The 19,002-nt window shown below is 44.1% G+C and carries 13 protein-coding genes; 7 read left to right on the top strand and 6 right to left on the bottom strand.

Going from position 1 to position 19,002, the window contains the following annotated elements; translation table 11 throughout:
- The first annotated feature begins 414 nt into the window (after nt 1–414).
- From HRE53_RS30855 to HRE53_RS30840, 4 genes are all read left to right on the top strand, one after another.
- Nucleotides 415–1,740 carry an AAA-like domain-containing protein gene (locus HRE53_RS30855; protein ID WP_235112388.1) on the top strand — a complete coding sequence of 442 codons (1,326 nt, stop codon included), beginning with the start codon at nt 415–417 and terminating at the stop codon, nt 1,738–1,740.
- Between the two features lie 3 nt (nt 1,741–1,743).
- A complete protein-coding gene (locus HRE53_RS30850; protein WP_235112387.1) occupies nt 1,744–5,175 on the top strand; it encodes an eIF2A-related protein in 3,432 nt (1,143 codons plus the stop codon).
- Nucleotides 5,099–5,935, top strand: a complete 837-nt coding sequence (locus tag HRE53_RS30845) for a WD40 repeat domain-containing protein (protein WP_235112386.1) — start codon at nt 5,099–5,101, stop codon at nt 5,933–5,935. The genes HRE53_RS30850 and HRE53_RS30845 overlap by 77 nt, the downstream gene beginning before the upstream one ends.
- A gap of 201 nt (nt 5,936–6,136) precedes the next feature.
- Nucleotides 6,137–7,003 (top strand): transposase, encoded by an 867-nt coding sequence (locus tag HRE53_RS30840; protein WP_235112385.1) that lies wholly within the window; start codon nt 6,137–6,139, stop codon nt 7,001–7,003.
- A 276-nt stretch (nt 7,004–7,279) separates the two neighbouring features.
- Here HRE53_RS30840 and HRE53_RS30835 read toward each other — a convergent pair whose 3' ends face one another.
- The 3 genes from HRE53_RS30835 to HRE53_RS30825 form a co-directional block, all read right to left on the bottom strand.
- Complete coding sequence (locus HRE53_RS30835; RefSeq protein WP_235112384.1) at nt 7,280–8,344, bottom strand: hypothetical protein; 1,065 nt, start codon at nt 8,342–8,344, stop codon at nt 7,280–7,282.
- Between the two features lie 351 nt (nt 8,345–8,695).
- Nucleotides 8,696–8,995, bottom strand: coding sequence for a hypothetical protein (locus tag HRE53_RS30830; RefSeq protein WP_235112383.1), 300 nt, complete (start codon nt 8,993–8,995; stop codon nt 8,696–8,698).
- A gap of 356 nt (nt 8,996–9,351) precedes the next feature.
- Nucleotides 9,352–11,397, bottom strand: a complete 2,046-nt coding sequence (locus tag HRE53_RS30825) for a caspase family protein (protein ID WP_235112382.1) — start codon at nt 11,395–11,397, stop codon at nt 9,352–9,354.
- Between the two features lie 92 nt (nt 11,398–11,489).
- Here HRE53_RS30825 and HRE53_RS30820 point away from each other — a divergent pair, with 92 nt between their 5' ends.
- A complete protein-coding gene (locus HRE53_RS30820) occupies nt 11,490–11,768 on the top strand; it encodes a CU044_2847 family protein (protein ID WP_235112380.1) in 279 nt (92 codons plus the stop codon).
- Between the two features lie 27 nt (nt 11,769–11,795).
- Nucleotides 11,796–13,148: an ISKra4 family transposase gene (locus HRE53_RS30815; RefSeq protein ID WP_235112378.1), complete on the top strand. Its 1,353-nt coding sequence runs from the start codon at nt 11,796–11,798 to the stop codon at nt 13,146–13,148.
- Nucleotides 13,149–13,189: 41 nt separating this feature from the next.
- On the opposite strand, the gene HRE53_RS30810 is transcribed toward HRE53_RS30815, so the two are convergent.
- Genes HRE53_RS30810 through HRE53_RS30800 form a run of 3 tightly spaced genes read right to left on the bottom strand, consistent with a single transcriptional unit; the run spans nt 13,190 to nt 15,826 of the window.
- Complete coding sequence (locus tag HRE53_RS30810; RefSeq protein WP_235112375.1) at nt 13,190–14,482, bottom strand: hypothetical protein; 1,293 nt, start codon at nt 14,480–14,482, stop codon at nt 13,190–13,192.
- Nucleotides 14,460–15,476: a hypothetical protein gene (locus tag HRE53_RS30805; protein WP_235112374.1), complete on the bottom strand. Its 1,017-nt coding sequence runs from the start codon at nt 15,474–15,476 to the stop codon at nt 14,460–14,462. Before HRE53_RS30805 ends, HRE53_RS30810 begins: the two co-directional genes overlap by 23 nt.
- Nucleotides 15,473–15,826, bottom strand: coding sequence for a CU044_2847 family protein (locus tag HRE53_RS30800; protein WP_235112373.1), 354 nt, complete (start codon nt 15,824–15,826; stop codon nt 15,473–15,475). The genes HRE53_RS30805 and HRE53_RS30800 overlap by 4 nt, the downstream gene beginning before the upstream one ends.
- A 92-nt stretch (nt 15,827–15,918) precedes the next feature.
- Here HRE53_RS30800 and HRE53_RS30795 point away from each other — a divergent pair, with 92 nt between their 5' ends.
- Nucleotides 15,919–18,981, top strand: coding sequence for a pentapeptide repeat-containing protein (locus HRE53_RS30795; protein WP_235112372.1), 3,063 nt, complete (start codon nt 15,919–15,921; stop codon nt 18,979–18,981).
- The last annotated feature ends 21 nt before the right edge of the window (nt 18,982–19,002 follow it).

Raw genomic sequence — 19,002 nt, 5'->3', positions numbered from 1 at the left:
ATAGAAAGCACCAGTGGTTATTGAGAAGTTACAATTTATTCAATTGTGAAAAACTTTGTTTTTTTTGAAAATTATAAAGTGAAACCTAAAGCAAAAAAATACTGGAACAGCATATTTTTCAAGGAATAAAAACACCATATTCGATAGTGTAGTCTATGTTAGATGCCTCAAAAAAATAGATATGCTGACGGCTAAACTCATTGATTTTTTTTAAGTTTACTCAACAAGATAGCTCTATTCTCAATAAAATTTAATCAATCAAGGTGCCCTGTTCTTAGAACTTCAAAAATAAGGTAAAAGTTGGAGATTATTAGCCGACATATTTAATTTATTTAGAAGAAATAGGATGTTGCTTAACAAAGATAGTGAAGGTATTTATGATCAGAATATTCAGATTTAGGCAGGTAAACGGCAATGAGTGAAACCGTCGTGTTTAGTTTAGATAAAGCTCTAGACCTTGCTGATGTGCTTGTATATGAACATCGGGGGCGACATCTTAGTGATATTGAATCTGCTGTTTTAGAAGGATCCTGGAAGGGGCTTACCTATAGACACATAGCTGAGGCTTCGGATTACACCTGGGAGTATATAAATTGTGACGTGGCCTTTCACCTGTGGCGCGATTTGTCGGATGCCTGTAACGAACAAGTGAAAAAAAGCAACTTCAAAAGGGTTCTAGATCGGCACCAGAGATCGCGCTCTTGTCCAAATCAACCCATTGTGAGTGATCCCGCAGCCCGGCGAACACTCTATGTAGAGCGACCGCCTTTGGAGACAGAATGCTACCAAGAACTGCTTAAGCCAGGTGCCTTGTTGCGGATTAAGGCCGCCAAAAAGCTAGGGAAGACCTGTTTAATGGATAAGCTTTTAGTGGAGGTACAGCAGCAGCAGTATCTAACGGTATCCTTCAACTTGCTGCGACTCAGCAATGGGATAGTGCAAGATATCGACCAGTTTTTGCGTGCTCTTTGCATCCATGTAACCCGCAAGTTACAGCTTGAGAATGCGGTGTCTGAGTACTGGCAGATGGGAATGGGACCAAACTCATCTTGCACAGTCTACTTTGAAGATCATCTGTTGCCCCAGCTTGATCAACCATTGGTCTTGGCCCTGGATAATGTAGACCGGTTATTTCCTCATAAGGAGGTGGCCTTAGATTTTTTTGGTATGCTGCGAGCATGGCATGAAGAGGCCAAAAATTGTGAGTTGTGGGAAAAACTCCGACTCGTTATTGTCCACTCCACGGAAGTTTACCTACCCCTGAGTAAGGATCGCTCCCCCTTTGATAATGTGGGTTTGTCGCGGGAGTTGCCGGAATTTAATCGTGATCAGGTCAATAGTTTAGCTCAACAATCTGGGCTAGCTGCTCCTCGCATCAATGATACGGAGATCGCCACTCTCATGGAGATGGTCGGTGGTCACCCCGGTCTAGTGCAAACGGCCTTGCGCCAACTTCAATTTCAGCCTCAGGTGACACTAGTAGAACTGATGCAGGATGCACCTACTGATGCTGGGATTTATGAAGACCATCTGCGTGACTTGTTGATTCAATTGCAAACTGAGCCTGAGCTTGTCGCCAGCTCGCGAACAGTAATGTTATCTGATGGGCCGGTGGATCTTCCGGCCAAACATCGCTTCTTGCTCAATCGGCTGGGTTTAGTGGTATTTCTGGGCAATCAAGTTGTCCCCCGCAATCGGCTTTATCGCCTCTACTTCCAGCAGCATCTCGGTGTGGAGTAAATCATGGATCAATTTACTGGCAGTACCTTCAGGCATTTGGGGGGTAGCCTAAGACCCAATGACCCCACTTATGTAGAGCGTTCAGCGGACCAGGAGCTTTATCAGGAACTGAAACAAGGGCATTTCTGCTATGTCTTTAATTCGCGACAGATGGGTAAGTCGAGTCTGGCAGTGCGAGTGCGGCAGCAGTTAGAGACGGATGGCATTATCTGTGTCCCTGTGGACTTGTCATTAATGGGGTCACAGGTGACTCCAGAGCAATGGTATACAGGGATTGCCTACCGGATTATGCGCCGGTTTCAGTTGAGTTGGCACTCTTGGTGGGCAGAACATGAATCCCTATCACCGGTGCAACGCCTGGGTGAGATGTTACAGGAGGTGTTGCTGCCCAACATCGATGAGCCAATTGTGATTTTCATCGATGAGATTGATAGTGTCCTTAGTTTCCAGTTCCCCACGGATGATTTATTTGCATTGATCCGAGCCTGCTGTAATGAGCGAGGAGACGATCCTACCTATGACCGACTGACTTTTTGTCTGCTGGGAGTTGCTAGCCCTTCTAAGTTGATTGTTGATAAAGAAAGAACTCCGTTTAATTTGGGCCATGCCGTTGATTTAACTGGCTTTCAGCTAGCGCAAGCACTAGGGCCGCTCACTCCTGGACTAGCCCCTGGTGTGGATCACACTGATCAGGTGTTAGCAGAGATCTTGGAGTGGACTGGGGGGCAGCCCTTCTTGACACAGAAACTCTGTCACTTGGTGGTGAAACATGGGGGGCGAGTCCCTAATCTGGCAAATATTGTCCAGACTTATGTTCTGGAGAATTGGGAAGCTCAGGACGAACCTGAGCATCTGCGGACCATCCGTGATCGGGTGCTACACAATGAACGTAATGCGGGCCGGTTGCTGGGGTTATACCAACAAGTTTTGCAGGCAGGGCAAATTGCCGATGACGGTAGCTCAGAACTGTTGGAGCTACGATTGACTGGGCTAGCTGTCAAGCATCAGAATGCTTTAAGGTCGCATAACCGTATATATGGAGCCTTGTTCAATTTAGATTGGGTCGAAAGACAGCTAACTAAGCTAAGGCCTTACTCAACTGGTTTAGCGGCATGGATAGCTACTGATCAAGATGCATCTCACTTGCTTAGGGGAGAAGCCCTCCAGGAAGCACGCAGATGGGCAGCCGATAAAAATTTGCCTGCAGTGGACTATCGCTATCTGGAGGCCAGTCAAGAATTTGAGAGTAACCAACTGCTGCAGGCAGAGGTCAAAGCGAAACAGATTCTTGGCAATGCCCATCAACAGGCTCAAGGCCAAATTATGAGGTCTAACCAGCGGTTACGGTTAGCCAGTATTGGTTTATGTGCGGCTGGGGCAATCGTTATGGGTTCCTTTGTGTATGCCAACGCCAGAATTCAGCAGACAAGGCTGGCTAATCGAGAAAAAGCGCAGGCTCAACAGGAGCAGCGGGTTGCCGAAAACAAAGCAAATCAAGCATTACAGCGCGCTAATCTTGCTGAGAAAGAGCAACAAAGCGCCAACGCAACTACCCGAAAAGCTAGGGAAAACTTGAGGCTCGCTCAGCGGAATTTGAGACGGGCAACTCATCAGGTTGAACTTGCCGAACAGCGCATCTCCCAAACTGAGCTTCAAGTTCAACAGCTTAATCAAGCCAAAACACAGACAGAGCAGGCTAAGTTACTTGCAGAGCAAGCTAAGTCTAGAGCACAGCATGGCTTAACGGTTGCTAGAGCAGGACTCAAAAAGGCGAATGCTGAGTTTAGAAAGGTTAGTGCAGAGCGTCAACAAGTTGAGGCTAACTTAAAGATTGCCCGAGCAGGAGCGCAGCTTGAGCAACTAGGCGCTGCTGCAAGAACACAGTTTCAGACTAATCAATCGGGCGCCTTGCTGAGTGCACTATTAGCGGGTCAGGCATTGCAAGACTTGATTGATCAACGATCTGAAGCTCCTGATGCTCGACTAGTCAACAACAAGCTTGCTTTAGAAGATTATCCAGCTCTTGGCCCTCGTGGAGCCCTCCAAGAGATATTGTTCAATATTCAAGAGCGCTTCTTCGATCACCATCATGGCTCGGTCTGGAGCGTTGGTTGGAGCAGTGATGGACAGACCCTCGCCACCGTCGGAGAAAATGGCACTGTCAAATTGTGGAACCAGAAGGGGCAGCCCATCGAGTCAATACAGACCCATCATGGCAGAGTCACTAGCATCAGTTGGAGCAGCGATGGACAGACCCTCGCCACCGTCGGAGAAAATGGCACTGTCAAACTGTGGAACCAGAAGGGGCAGCCCATCGAGTCAATACAGACCAATCATGGCAGAGTCACTAGCATCAGTTGGAGCAGCGATGGACAGACCCTCGCCACTGGCGGCCCTGTTGATGGCACTGTCAAATTGTGGAACCAGAAGGGGCAGCCCATCGAGTCAATACAGACCCATCATGGCAGAGTCACTAGCATCAGTTGGAGCAGCGATGGACAGACCCTCGCCACCGTCGGAGAAAATGGCACTGTCAAATTGTGGAACCAGAAGGGGCAGCCCATCGAGTCAATACAGACCAATCATGGCAGAGTCACTAGCATCAGTTGGAGCAGCGATGGACAAACCCTCGCCACCGTCGGAGAAAATGGCACTGTCAAATTGTGGAACCAGAAGGGGCAGCCCATCGAGTCAATACAGACCAATCATGGCTCGGTCACTAGAGTTAGTTGGAGCAGTGATGGACAGACCCTCGCCACTGGCGGCCTTGGTGATGGCACTGTCAAATTGTGGAACCAGAAGGGGCAGCCTATCGAGTCAATACAGACCAATCAAGGCTCGGTCCTTAGCTTTAGTTGGAGCAGTGATGGACAGACCCTCGCCACAGCTGGAGAAAATGGCACTGTCAAATTGTGGAACCAGAAGGGGCAGCCCATTGAGTCAATACAGATCCATCAAAGCGTGGTCACTAGCGTTAGTTGGAGCAGTGATGGACAGACCCTCGCCACCGTCGGAGTAAATGGCACTGTCAAATTGTTGAATCAGAAGGGGCAGCCCATTGAGTCAATACAGACCCATCAAGGCTCGGTCAGTAGCGTTAGTTGGAGCAGTGATGGACAGACCCTCGCCACCGCCGGAGAAAATAGCACTGTCAAATTGTGGAATCAGAAAGGGCAGCCCATTGAGTCAATACAGACCCATCAAGGCTCGGTCCTTAGCTTTAGTTGGAGCAGTGATGGACAGACCCTCGCCACAGCTGGAGAAAATGGCACTGTCAAATTGTTGAATCAGAAAGGGCAGCCCATTGAGTCAATACAGACCCATCAAGGCTCGGTCAGTAGCGTTAGTTGGAGCAGTGATGGACAGACCCTCGCCACCGCCGGCCTTTTTTGGTGGCACTGTCAAATTGTTGAATCAGAAGGGGCAGCCCATTGAGTCAATACAGACCCATCAAGGCTCGGTCAGTAGCGTTAGTTGGAGCAGTGATGGACAGACCCTCGCCACCGCCAGCCTTGTTGATGGCACTGTCAAATTGTGGAATCAGAAGGGGCAGTCCATCGAGTCAATACAGGCCCATCAAAGCGCGGTCCTTAGCGTTAGTTGGAGCAGTGATGGACAGACCCTCGCCACCGCCGGAGAAAATAGCACTGTCAAATTGTGGAATCAGAAAGGGCAGCCCATTGAGTCAATACAGACCCATCAAGGCTCGGTCAGTAGCGTTAGTTGGAGCAGTGATGGACAGACCCTCGCCACTGCAGGAACCGATGGCACTGTCAAATTGTGGAATCAGAAAGGGCAGCCCATTGAGTCAATACAGACCCATCAAGGCTCGGTCAGCAGGGTTAGTTGGAGTCCCAATGGTCAGACCCTTGCAACAGGTGGATACGATGGCACTGTCAAATTATGGCCAATTAAGAATTTAGAAACATTACTGGAAAAGGGATGCAACTGGCTTGATCGGTATCTAATCACCACTCCTCAAGAGTTACAAAAGCTAAAAGTTTGCCAAACCCCCACCCGTCGCCTTGAGGCTGCTACTTATCTGATTGACTACAGTGAACAACTCGCAAAAAATGGCCAGATTAATGAAGCTATTCAAGGCTTTAAAGATACCCTACAATGGGATCCTAGACTCAACTTCGATCCAGAGACTAGAGCCACTGAGTTAGCCCAAGAAGCAAAGCAGAATAAATAATACCTCATGTGTGAAATCTGTCAGCTTTGAGTGGCCAAGGTGTGTTCTTTATTGGAGTATTTGACTGGTCTGTGACAGGAAACTCATTTCGGGTTTTATTCCATAGGTGAACGCACCTAAAATCCCTTACCCGCATAGCATTCCAACAACGCGAACTAAAATGACTCCAGTCTTTTAGTTTACCGTTCGTTAGGAGTGCAGATGCCTCAAACTCAATCCCATAAATGGATTCCAACATTCTTAACTCTTGAGCAGTTTGAGACATTTGTCTTGCCCCACTTGCACGTCGGTACCAGAGGACCACTCCCGAAGCTCTCTTTGCATGCCATCTTCAACTACATTTTGAAATTCCTGCATACGGGATGCCAATGGAAACAGCTACCCATTGAAAAGGACAATTTTGGGCAACCAGAGATCCATTATTCCAGTATTTATCGAGCCTTTAGACGCTTTGAAACTCATGGGTGTTTTGAAGACATTTTCAAAGCTTCAGTCTCCATGCTTAATGAGAAAGGGCATCTAGACACCAGTATTATCCATGGGGATGGCACAACTACTGCAGCCAAGAAAGGTGGTGACAATTTGGGATTCAATGGGCACAAGCATATGAAGGGAGACAAGGTCGTTGCCTTCTGTGATCGCAACTGTAATATCATTTCTCCATTTGTGACTGCTCCTGGCAACCGGAATGAGTCACCTCTGTTTAAAGCAGCACTTTCGCAAGTGATGAGTACAGCCCGAACAGTAGGCATAGACCTGACCCAGACTACGGTCAGCTTGGATGGTGCTTACGACAGCTATGCAAACCGGAAGGCTATTTTTAATCGAAAGATGGTGCCGAATATTAATGAAAACCCACGCGGTAGAAAGACTCCCAAGCGAGGTCGAAAACGGTTATTCGATTCATCGATCTTCCAGGAGAGATTTTGCACCATTGAGCGAGTCTTTGCTTGGGAAGATAAGTTCAAGCGTTTGCTGATCCGATTTGAGCGAATCAGTGGATTGCATTATGCCTTGAAAACCTTGGCATATACGATGATCAATCTTCGGCACTTTTGCCAAGGTTAGTATCGATTTGAAATCTAATCATTCTAGAGGTCTCTTATGCAGTGACCGGTTTTGTCATGCTTATAAAATGGAATAATAGTGAGAATTCTTGAAGTGAGGCGATGCAATTGCCTGTTTCTTCTTTTTTAATTATTCATATTAGGTTTAACAGCCAATATTTCAGGTCAACTGGATAAAAACCCGAAATGAGTTGACACTGTTGGAGAGTTTACCAACCAACATGCTCAGAACTGAGTGTATAGGTTGGTAATAATGTAACCATTGCTAATGGATCACTTAGCATTCAAAATCAGGAACTTGTCCCTTTCTTTTTCGATTGATCCCCAGAGGGGATAAGTCAACTTCCCCATCACACACAAGCTTTGCTCTAGGATATTTAGCTAATAAGTCAGGTGAATCACTCCACTTACCTTGCAGAATAAATCCACTTCTTTGGCCAGGACAACTGCAATCTTCGCCGAGTAAAGTTGCTATCCTTCTGTCATTTTCTGAGGTAGGTTCAGGTCTTGTAGCAGTAGTAGAAGTTGACGATGCTACTGCTACTTTGTATATATTAATATTATCGCGAATAGCCTTTTCTACTGTTGGTGGAAGATTTGGGCTTGTCCAATAGCTCGTGCTAGAAAATGCTTTCATCTCCGGAGTCCTAAGAATAGCCCTACGATCAATTTCACTAATCCTAATTCCTCCTTGGGAAGTATAGGTTAACCTTTCTCCTTCTCTTATAGATTGTTGACTAACAGGATTGAGACGATCAGCTGAGGTTTCGTATATTGACAAGCTCACATCCCCAATCAGTGCACTAACACTAATATCATTATCATCTGAACGTGTTTGAACCAAAGTTGATTTATTAGTTGGTTTAATTTCTATCAGGCTTCCAAGAGTTTGAGTTAAGAGTATGCCATTCTTACTTGCTAGCTTACCAATTTTATCGCCTTTTTTTTTGGTAAATTTTTTACAAGTAAAGTTTTGATTTCCTTGAGTCCAAAAAAATGTAAAATTACCACCCTCAGAATCTATTCTGCATGGATATCTATATTCTGCTTCTCTTTGCTTAGGTCCGTGAGGGCCTGCTTGTACTAAGCTACGTAGGCGATTGTTGTGAAAGATTTTGAAGCCAGCAAATGTTCTGTTGGTTCCAGGTATAATTAAGATTTTGCTCGGGTTTGTAAATAATTCTCCAACCTTAGCTTTATTAACAATATTAGTTGAATCGAGCCTTGTATTGATTAAGTCTTCAAACTTAAAACCAGTCTGATTCGAGAGTTTTTCATATGTTTTTGTTGTACTAAAATAATCTATAATCGCTTCATTTTTTAATTGACTCAGCCATAGCATATGGACATGATGTTATAGAAAGAATGGCTAAATATTTCAAGCAATTTAAGATAGAAGATTTGATAAGATTTTTTATTCATGAGCTTTGCTTTTGTAAACGTGTACTTAATCATATTCTAAGCCTATATTTACTTCGAGATTAACGGTATGGATCTGCTGTCTGTGGAACAATTTTACACGAGATTAAACGCTGGCAAATCGGCTGATAAATTCCAACAAAAATTTTGCTGGTTAAAGTAGCACCACCTAACTCTTTGCATCTTCCAGAATTATAGAAAGAGTTATCCCCAAAAAAAACCACAGTTTCCATTAGTTTCATTTCGCCATATATTTTCAATTTCTTCTAAAATACTACAGGGTATTTTTTTCTGCTTCTTCAAAATTACTAATTTGTCCATCATCATTTGTGTCAGCATATAGTCCGTCTTGTCGCATTAAGATAGAATATGTAGATTGGAGTCCTCCTTTTGAAAATTGATTTTCATAATCCAAAATATTAGAACCAATTACTTTTCCAAATTTCTTAGAGGCAAGATTTTTCTTTAGTTTTGGCAGATGTTTTGATGTGATAATAGTAGTGATATTAGATTGTGATTCTTCCCATAAATACTTAATTGATTTTTTTCTCATTAAGCTTAAATAGCCTATCATTTTTAGAATCTTTTATTCTTAATTTACTGATTTGATTGACTAAGAATTGATAGGAGGGAAGTGCAAGATTGGCTTTGTCATTTTTCCATTTTTTTCTTTATTTCTTTAAGGTATGCAGACAGCAAGGTAATGCGTTCAGAATCCGTTTCCGAATTATTGATCTTAGTAATTAGAATCTGGCTGACTTACCTGCCATATAATCAAACCTATAAAAAATAGATATAAAACTAATTCCGCTAATAATTTTTAATCTGTTTATCTTATGATATTTTTTGCTAACTTTAATTAGTTCTTCGGTATGGTTGGATAGCGATAAATATGGGAAGTTGTTAATGTTTTTTTTGAAGTCAATAATTTTAGAAATTTGGTTTTTTATGAAAGATATACTCACCTGATTTCTCGCTTTTCAGCCATTCATCAGCAGTTATTTCAATTTTGCGTTTATATAGCAACAAACTGCGATTTTCTTCAACCCATTGACGTAGTAATGGCCAATGACGAATTAAAGCCTCATGCACTACTTCAATGACTGCAATAGTATCTTTCTGGACAGTCTTTGGAGATGATTGATTTGTAATTAGCAATTTCTCATCTGATAATATCTTAATAGTTTTATTAATTAAATTTTCAGGATACCACTTGGTAATTAAATCTTGCTTTTTGATCCGTCGTCGTGTGTCTTCAGATCCTTCTCCTAACTGAGTCAAGGATAAAAATATGTATTTTGCAGTCGCTTGCTCCTCCGCCGATAACGTCTTGTATATTTCGGTAGCGCGCTTACTGAGTGCTCCAGAGATGCCCCCCACGCTTACATAACTCTTTAGTTTCAGACAGTTATCTAATCGTTTGTGCCAGAGTTGAGTTAGGGTGTATTGCAACAATGGTAGGTTGCCAGGGGCACCTTTTACATCTCTTAAAACTTGCTCGACTAACTCTTCCTCAACAGCTAACCTGACTTGCTGAGCAGGTTTTGTAACTGCTAACTTCATCTCCGTATGAGACATTGCTTTAACAGTTACCAGATGCTGCTCGACAAGTCTTGCGAGACCACTATATTCCTGGTGTAAGCATTCTTTAAAAAAATCTGCCCTCATCGCAATGATTAGGCAGAGCTTATTGTCTGTCTTATCTAAGGCACCCAATAAACATTCAAGAAAGTGCCTACGCTCATTATCGTCACGGCAAAGTGTAAATATTTCTTCAAATTGGTCTATTACTAATACCCAACGGGGTGTATTAGCAAGTTGAATGAGTCTCCTTAATCCTTCTGAACCTTGGTGTATTAGTTTCTCGACTCTGCCTAGGTGTTCAGCTTGGGCTATATGATCTTTATCCTCAGGCAACAAAGTCAATGCTAAACTCTGTAAAGGATGCTCACCTGGTAACATGATTCTGATTGTCCATTGGCTGCTACCTAATATTTTTTGACCTATCTTGATTTGGTGAAGTAGTCCCGCTCTCAAAACAGATGACTTACCACTACCAGACGCACCAATGATTGCTAGAAAGTTAAACTGACGAACCTTATCTAATAACTGATCAGTTAAGGTAGTACGACCAAAGAAGTATTTGGGGTCTTCATTATTGCAATCAAAGAACTCAAGTCCTTTATAGGGACAAATACCGCTATCAGTATGACTTTGACTTATCGATTTCTCTGGAACTTGCCAGCTTCTAGTTAGTTTAATTGCTTCGCCAAAATTGGTGCAGATGGGGGTTTGTAATTCACCCTTCAGAGCTTGGCTAACATAATCCACCAAGTAAAAGGTATCAATCCACCGGCCTGGTAAGTGGTTGGGGTCTAATCCATCTAGCAATGCTTTTGTGAGAACGCTATAGGAACTCTTCAAGTCTTCCCACGACTTCTCAAAGTCTCTAGATGAGGCAATAAAACAGCGGTCTTTGCTTTCCCCATATCCTGGATTTGCCGCGCCCACATTGATAAGTAGGGAGCCACTATAACAGCAGTCTAGCCAGATAATTTGTTGTTTTACATTGCTTTCAGAAAGCAACCATTGCAACCATTTTAGAGATAAACCAGAGCGAGATCGTCTGGGATCAGTATCACTAGTTGCAAGATACCCTTGATCAAAACCTTCTTCATCGGGTATTCCGTGTCCAGAAAAGTAGAATAATGCTGTTATTGGAGCTTGTTGACTTGTTGGCCTAAACAGTTTCTTTAAAGCCTGTTCCAACTCATCACGTGTGACAGAATTTGTTTCGGATATCAGAGATTTTTTCTCATCATCTTGAGATATTCGTTCTGGTAGTCGATGTAAAGTATCAAAGTCCCCATCTGCTTCGAGTCGCCGTGCGATCTCTTCTGCATCCAGGGCAGGGGCTTTCAGATCTGGGAGATACTGATAGCGGTTAATTCCAACAATGAGGGCATCTCGGCTCATAAGTTGAGATAAGCAGCAGAATTGACAACAACATAAAATGTTCTCAATAATGCAGCATCACCATTCCAATATCTTACCTTAAGTACCAATCCATGACTCAACTAGCCCCGATCCACCTCGATGATGGCACCGTGATCTATATCGAAGCAGAGGATGAAGTCTCAGCACCTTCACAACCCGAGTCAGAAGGGACCACCCGTACATCGAAAGGCATGGGTGAGACGGCACTGAAGAACTTCCAGGCGATGCAGGGGACGATTCGCACCTATACGGCCTACACCCTGAATGCTTTCAAAGAGGTGGCAACGGCCAATGTCGATGGAAGCGTAATATATTCACAATCTATGTGCATTCATGCTACATTCTTTTGAGTGAGGTAGATAGCATGGAGTTTTGAGATGGATTACGAATTACGGGTAGTCGTTGAGAAAGTATCCGTAAGTTCTCAAGAGGTCTTAAAACGTGACACTCTTAAAGTTTATGACATTAAGTCACCAGAATCCATTTTAGAGTTAGGTCTGCGTCATGAAGAGCAAATCTCACTGTTAGAAAAGATTCAGAACTCTGTTTTAGCCGTGCAATCAACCTTGATTAAAACAGGCTATGATGTTTGCCCAAGATGTGGGGATAAGCTCAAAAAGATGGGATTTACGCCCTCTAAATTTCATGCTGTTTTCAGTGATCATAAAGTCCGCATCCAAAAACATAAATGTCTTAATCAAGACTGTAAATGGCAAAGTACCCCTTCAACGGCCTCTGTCTTTGGCACTTGTATCCACCCAGATTTAGCGAAACTGCAATGTGAGCAAGGTGCTTTATACAGCTTCCGACAAGCCGAGACTAATTTGGAGCAGTTGACGGTTCATCGCCGTCCGGTCAATAACCATAACAAAATCAAGCTGCTCACCAATGAAGTGGGGGCAACCTTAGCCCAAGAGAATCTCAAACCATTGGCAACACCCAAAGGTACTGCCATTGCACAAGAGATTACCCTCCAAGTGGATGGGGGGCATATCCCTGACAAAGATAAGGATAAACGTAGCTTTGAAGCGCTCTCTGCTGTTGTTTACCGTCCAGAAAATATTATCGAAGTGGATAGCCATCATCGTCAGATCAAAGATAAAAGCTGTGCCCTCTCAGCCCAAGATGACGAACTAGCGACCATGAAGCTCTTTACGCTCAATGCAGCCCGAAAGCAGGGTATGACGAAAAAGACTAAGGTCACTGCTTTAGCCGATGGTGCTCAAAATTGTTGGTCAGTGATTTTAAGCTTGGCTCCACACTGCAAAACTCTTCTGTGTATATTGGATTGGTTTCATCTTGCCATGCGATTTCAGAATGTCAGAGGGGCGGTAGATGACACCTTCGAAAAAACCTTAGAGGGAGTGAAGTGGAAATTGTGGCATGGCAAGTCGGATGAGGCGTTGCAGAAATTAGAACTGCTGATGAACAATATTACTGATTCAAAGAAGCGCTCAAAACTGAAGAAGTTATATAACTATCTAGAGAACAATCAAGCCTATCTAGTGAATTATGAAGAGCGCGATAAACAGGGCCTAAGTTACACCAGTCAAGTGGCAGAATCTCATATCGATATGATTATCAATGACCGCTTTAAACGAACTAAGAAAATGCAGTGGACTCATGATGGTGCTCATAATATCTTGCAGATTAGAGGGATGATCACCAGTAATGAATGGGATGAAAACTGGCAAGTACCTGTAATCTCAGCCTTGACAGTAGCTGCATAACGGGCCTATAGCCTGTAGATATATTACGCTTTCGTATGTCATTAGATACGACGCACGAGTCCGGTAAAGCCTGCAACCCAAAGTGAAGTGAAGATCCAACCAAAGGTAATATGAAACCATAAATACCAGCGCAAAGAACTTCCTGAAATCTTTATTTTGAACGAATTTCTCTGAAGTTCAATTTCTTTATTAGCATTTGGAAGCCAATATTTTTGTTGGTGAAAATCGATGATTGGGACAAATGTATCAATAGAATAGATCAGCGGATTGAATGCTGGGTAATTATTAGAGACTTCTTTCTGTTCAGAGATGGTTGACTCATAAGGTTGAGGTGATGTGAATGGCCTAACTTGAGAAGGACTCATTAAGTCTGAAGCGCTCCAATTGGGAGACCCTAATGAGAACATAATAGTCCCAACAAATACGAATCCCAGAGCAAATACGAGTACTTGATGGGGACGATAGCCATGGGCAACAGTGTGGCCTAAAATACAGTTCCATACCCAACCCCAACAACTTAATCTTCCATATATTCGGAGATTATCTTGTTTACGGATTAGAACCTCTGTAGCAGATTGCTCATGGCCACTTTCCTTTAAGACTTTGGCAAGTTGCTCATATGGTTGAGGTGAGAACACATTAGAGGGTTGCAGTTCTAGCCATTGAAGTCGCGATTGACTATCAAGAGGAGATTCTGTATGAATTTTTTCATAAACAAATCCATCTAGGAAAAGTCTATCTTGTATAGGCCAACTATCTACCCTATCAGCAAGTGTTCGAACCTTAGCAAATAGAAAAGATAGAGTCATTATATTAGGGTTCTTAACCGCTTGTATTTCTAATGAATTACCAATAATTGCATGATTAAAATCAATTTTACCTATCGCTAAGAAGCCATTATGTAATAGAACTGAACCTTTAACAAATATTTGTTGAGCGCAAATTGCAGAACCGTTAGGATTCACAAACGTTCCCTCACGACATGCCAGATTACCACCAACAGTGGCTCCATTTAAAGATATACCTCCTTTTACAAGAAAATCTTGATTAAGAAATATAGATCCTTTAATATCTGCATTTTGAGCAAGAATTGCATATTTTGCAGGATTTTCTTCAATACATATAAACTGACCTTCATGACAATCCAAGCTGCCACGAATAGTAGTTCCTATAAGACGAACCTGGCCGGATAATTGGAAGCCTGTACGCAGAAAAACTGACCTAATATCAGCTTGCTCAATTGACAATGCACAACCATTCGGATTAAAAAATTTTCCATTATCACATCCAAGGTTTCCACTTATGTGAGCTTCATTGAGGTCTACTTTTTCCAATTGCCAAGAAGCCTTGGCCTAACAAAACAACCCCTTTGATTTCAGCTTGCCCTATGACGAGTACTACATCATCAATATTTATGAAAAAACTATTATCACAAGAAAGACTGTTACCAATAGTAGCTCCTTGTAAAGATACACACCCAAACGCAATGGCACCGTCCAAACGTATAGAACCCTGAACTTGAATATTCTGAGCGAGTATTGAATTTCTCTGTGGCCGTCCAAACATTATGCTTCGACAACACTCAATGCTTCCAGAAATGCACGCTCCAAAAAGGCTTATACCTCCGGTTGCTTTAAGTCCTTCCCCTATAATATTGCCTTGTATATCAGCATTATTAAGTGTTAGAGCATATCCTTGATGGCAGACAAATTCTCCATGGTTACATACTAGATTGCCGCTAATTTTAGCTCTATCTAGAACTATTCGCCCAGTTGATATAAATCCATTGCATAAGAAGCAATCACCCATGATTTCAATGCCACTAGCTTCTAGTGAAATATCTAATTCTGTTCCAAAATCGTCATAATCCTTATAAGACGTGAGATAGCAATCAGATAGGTCGAGAAATTTTATCTTTGCTCTCTCAAGTCGAATCATTCCCAGAAATATACAACTGCGAAATATAAGTGGAAATCCAAGACTGGCAAACCTTAAGTCGAGTGTTTCCTCAATGTTAGCCCCCGTAATCTTAAACCCCAGATAGGTTAAGGACTGGCAGGCAATTGGATCTGTACAAAGCCAAACGATCAGAGATGCGCGAAGTGTACAATTCTTATCCCATCCAGGAGCAATAGCTGGATCATTTAGTTCACTTTCATCTGAACTGAAATTAGCCTCTTCGCCCTTGATAACAGCCTGGAGAAGCTTGATCTCAGTATTCGTCAGGTCAAATTTTGTTTCTGCTAATTGTATTAGTTGCTCAGCTTTATTTTTCATCGCTCCCCCAACAGAATCAAGATCAAGATTGATATCAGGCTTTTCCTTCAATCATCCCGATCAGGAAAGGAACACTCCACCGTAATCTTGAGATTGCATTCCCCGCTGCCTTTCGTGATGTATGGCACTCCCCCCTCACCCGCAACTTTGATCCCAAATTCTAATGTGACCTTATCGACGTTGGCTGTTGCCATCTCTTTGAAAGCATTCAGGGTATAGGCCGTATAGGTGCGAATCGTCCCCTGCATGGCCTGGAAGTTCTTCAGTGCCGCCTCACCGACTCCTTTCGATGTACGGGTGGTCCCTTCTGATTCGGGCTGCGTGGGTGCTGAGACATCATCCTCTGCTTCGATGTAAATCACGGTTCCATCATCGAGCTGGATCGGGGCTAGTTGAGTCATGGATAAGCACTCACGGTAAGATACGGCAAAGGTGATATTGCATAGTCGAGAATAATCTATGTTGACATCAAATCTGTTGCTTATCTTTTCCTATGAGCCGAAATGCCCTCATTGTTGGAATTAATCAATATCAGTCTCAGTCTCTCCAGGATCTGAAAGCCCCTGCCCTGGACGCAGAAGCTATTGCTCAACGGCTGGAAGAAGATGGGGACTTTGGCACCCTGTATCGGTTGCCAGAACGGATCACTGAAGGGGAAGCAAAAAAGCCCCTGGTGTCTGACACCCATCCAGTTACGCGAGAGCAGTTAGAGCAAGCACTTGAGCAGCTTTTCTTGCCAGGGAGTTCTCAAGCCCCTGATACGGCATTGTTTTATTTCTCAGGACATGGCATCCCGGATCAAAAAGGCTTTGATAAAGGGTATCTAGCAACGAGTGATACCAACCCTAACCAATCACGCTCTGGGCTATCCCTACGATGGCTGCAATGGTTGCTGTCTGAAAGCACCGTTAAGCAGCAAATCATCTGGTTGGATTGCTGTCACAGTGGTTCGATCCTCATCAATGTCGGGGCGGCCAACCCAGGACATGGGGAAAGCAAAGACCGCTGTTTTATTGCCTCTTCCCGCGACTTTGAGGAGTCTTGGGAAGACTTGAACAGTTCCTACAGTGTGCTCACGAAGGCTTTGCTGAATGGGCTTGATCCTAAACGTTTACCTGGACGATGGATCGATACCTATTCCCTGGTGGATTTCGTCAACCAAGCTTTGAAGGGGGAGCTTCAAACTCCCGTCTGTACCAACTTTGGCGAAGCCATCAATCTAACTCGGAGCTGGCAAGTCCAAGAAGAAGCATCACCTGCCAGCAAGGTTGATAGCGGTATTTGCCCTTACAAAGGATTGGAGTTTTTTGACTGCAATGATGAAGACCCAAAATACTTCTTCGGTCGAGAGCGCTTGGTTAGTCAGCTTCTTGATCAGGTGCGGACATCAAACTTTATGGCATTGGTGGGGGCATCCGGGAATGGTAAGTCTTCAGTTTTGCGGGCTGGGTTGTTACATCAACTGAAGTTGGGGCGACGCATTTCAGGGAGTGACCAATGGCGAATTCGGATTACTAGACCAGATCGCCAACCCATGCAGAATCTTGCCCTGACCTTTGTTGAAGAAGGGGTGTCAGATTTAGATCGTGCAACAGAACTGAGTAAGGCATCTAGGCTGTTGAAGGAAGGAGCAGCGGGATTGCAGCAATTAGTTCAGGCGTCTTCATCGCCTCGAACAGTTCTCGTGATTGACCAGTTTGAAGAGGTCTTTACTCGCTGTGAGAACCCAGAGGAACGAGAGCATTTCTTTGCTAGTTTGATGGGGGCTGTGTCGAATACAGACAACAAACTTTGCCTGATCATCGCTATGCGGGCAGACTTTATCGTCAAATGCATGGAGCAGAAATACAGTGGCTTAGCTCGATTGATTGATCAGCATCAGGTCAGTGTCTTGCCAATGGAATCAGATGAGCTAAGGTCTGCAATTTGTAGACCTGCCGAACAGGTGAACCTGAATGTTGAGCCAGCCTTGGTTACGGAAATCCTCAATGATATTGAAGGGGCACCGGGTAGCTTGCCTCTGCTGCAATACACCCTGAAGGAACTGTGGAATCAGCAGCAGGACAGTCAGCTAACCTTTGCCTCCTATCAAAATCTAGGGGGAATCCAAGGCACATTAGACCAACGGGCAACGGCCATCTACAACAGTTTTGATCAAGCAGAACAGCAGACCGTTCAGCATATTTTTCAGCAGTTGACGCAGTTGGGGGAAGGCACGGAAGATACTCGGCGGCGAGTATTTCAGGCTGACTTGGTGACAGAGCCGAAGTATCCTGCTCAACGAGTGCAACAGGTGATCGAACGGTTATCGAGTTCACAAAACCGCTTAATTGTCACTAGTGAAGTAGTGAGTAAATCAGACCAATCCACCCGCATACCAATTGTAGATGTCGCACATGAAGCTCTGATCCGTCATTGGAAATTACTGCGACAATGGATTGAGCAAAATCGGGACTTGCTAAGGAAGCAACGGAAGATTGAGGCTAATGCCATAGCATGGCGTAATCAGGGTCAAAAATCTGGGTATCTATTTCAGGGACTTCCCCTGATAGAAGCCATTCAATTTGACAAGGAGCAGGCTGAGGCTTTTCCGTTATCTGACAATGGCAAAGCTTTTATTCAGAAAAGCCTAAGACAACGACACTTGAATCGTCTCAAGACAGGAGCTTGGTTGATTATTCCTGCATTCATCCTGTTAGTGCTTGTCGAACTTGGTATTCGAGAAAATGGAGTTAAAGGAGATTATGCACGATTAGATCAAAAAGGGACTTATGAAGAGAAGCAGGCGGTTGAAGCGCTAGTGGGAGGATGTAAAGAACTAAAAGAGATGGCATGGCTACCGAGCTATCTAGCTGAACGACGATTTGGAAATTGTCGGCCTCTTTCTGAAACTCCGCTAGAGGGAGCCAACCTCACCAATGCCGACCTCAGCAATGCCAACCTCAGCAATGCCAACCTCATTTTTGCCAACCTCATTTTTGCCAACCTCCGCGGTGCCAACCTCCACGGTGCCAACCTCAGTAGCGCAAACCTCCGCGGTGCCAACCTCAGTAGCGCAAACCTCAGCAGTTCCACCCCCAACAACGCCTACCTTGGCAATGCCGACCTCCGCGGTGCCGACCTCAGTGCTGCCCTCCTCCCCAACGCTTACCTCAGCAATGCCGACCTCCACAATGCCAACCTCCGCGGTGCCTACCTCAGCGGTGCCTACCTCAGCAGCGCCGACCTCAGTGCTGCCTTTCTCCACAACACCACCCTCCACACCGCTGACCTCAGCAACGCCGACCTCAGCGGTGCCGACCTCCACAACGCCGACCTCAGCGGTGCCATTTTGCTAAAAACGGACCTTCAGAAGGCCCAAAATCTCACTCAAGCTCAGTTAGAGGTAAAGGAACAGCCATATATTTGTAATGCATCTTTACCCCAGAATATCAAGATTGACCACAACAGAGACTGCGGCAAGGTAGCTGCTTACCTACATGAAATCTTCACAGAGAGATTCTCAAGCCTGAAAAAAGCAGAAAAATATGTCTTAGAGCAACGACAAATGCAGTAAGATTGGATTTTTTGGAAACAA

It is taken from the genome of Acaryochloris sp. 'Moss Beach', assembly GCF_021497025.1.
In the GTDB taxonomy this organism is placed as follows: Bacteria; Cyanobacteriota; Cyanobacteriia; order Thermosynechococcales; family Thermosynechococcaceae; genus Acaryochloris; species Acaryochloris marina_A.
The sequence above is the reverse complement of the archived record's forward strand: the minus strand, read 5'-3'. Positions and strand labels throughout refer to the sequence as shown.